This window comes from Bartonella sp. AP58NXGY (assembly GCF_042195785.1).
In the GTDB taxonomy this organism is placed as follows: domain Bacteria; phylum Pseudomonadota; class Alphaproteobacteria; order Rhizobiales; family Rhizobiaceae; genus Bartonella.
Window position 1 is genome coordinate 1 of record NZ_JBHIOY010000091.1, and the last position, 1150, is coordinate 1150.

General features: G+C 31.0%; 1 protein-coding gene. It reads right to left on the bottom strand.

Features of this window, described 5'->3' with window-relative positions:
- Positions 1-859: 859 nt before the first annotated feature.
- Positions 860-1150, bottom strand: a 291-nt coding sequence (locus tag ACFINC_RS09655; RefSeq protein ID WP_375617072.1) for a YadA-like family protein, incomplete at its 5' end; no start/stop codon positions are given.

The following is a 1150-nucleotide window of genomic DNA, read 5'->3' on the forward strand; positions in this document are numbered from 1 at the left end:
AATCACTCCCCGCTATTTTTGTCTATAATTTGTTCATAATAAATTCCCCAATGAAAAAATTTTAACCATAAACATAAAAAAGACACATTTAAATACTATTTATCCCGTAATTTCTGTGTTTTCTATATGCAAAATATTTAAAGCGTGATTGAAAAAAGAAAGAAATGGTGCGTTTAGATGTTAAAGTGAATGCCTTTTGTTCTTTATAAGAGATAAGAGGTATTTTTGTGTATATTGGTTAATATTATCTTAATTTTTGGACCAATTGTTTTTTTAGTTTTTCATTCACTCCTTTTATTCACAGAGCAAGTGTTAAAATAATGACACGATCTCCTCTCTCCTTAATAGAGATATTTTTCTTTGTAAAATAAGCAGTATTATAAAACTTGCAATTTTTTTGAAGAATAAGCAAGAGAGACTTGTTACTTTATCCTTAAAGAAAATTACGTCACAGTGCTAACAAATGACGCAGACAAAAATGATTGAAGTTACTGCAAGCTGATTTAGCATATATTTTTATCATTTTCTCAGTCAAAATAAAACGTATTTTGTCTTTACCAGAGGTTGTAAATTTACGGTTTTGTCGAGAAAAAGGCAATTTATCTTTGCTCTCTTTAGGCTGCTACAAAAAATTTTAAGAAAAAATAAGAAATACATTACTTATAAAAATATGCATTTTTTTCTCTTTAAAAAGTGATTACTTACCCGAAATCGTAAAAGTTTTTTCTGTTTTTAAAATCTGTGGTTATCATTATATCCTTTATCAATCTCTATGTATATCTTTTATAGATGTAAAAAACAATTCACCCCTGCCTTATGAGACAAGGGTGAAGAGAATTTTTTATGTGTTTTTTGATTATTAGTTCAGGGTCATATTGAATCCCGCACCTACACCCCAATGACCGCCAGAAGTGGTAACAGATACATTAGACCGAATATTTCCCTTCTCTGATGTATAACCTGCACCAAAGGCAAATGCAGATTGGCTACGCCATAAACCAGTCCCAAATCCAACGCTTAATTTTCCAGGAGTATCATTGTAGCGCAAGTTAGACACCGCTAAACCAATAGCCGCTGCTTGTCTGGCCTCTTTTTTCACACTCTCAATGCTGTAGTTTAAAGCATCAAACTTCATATCTGTATATTGTTT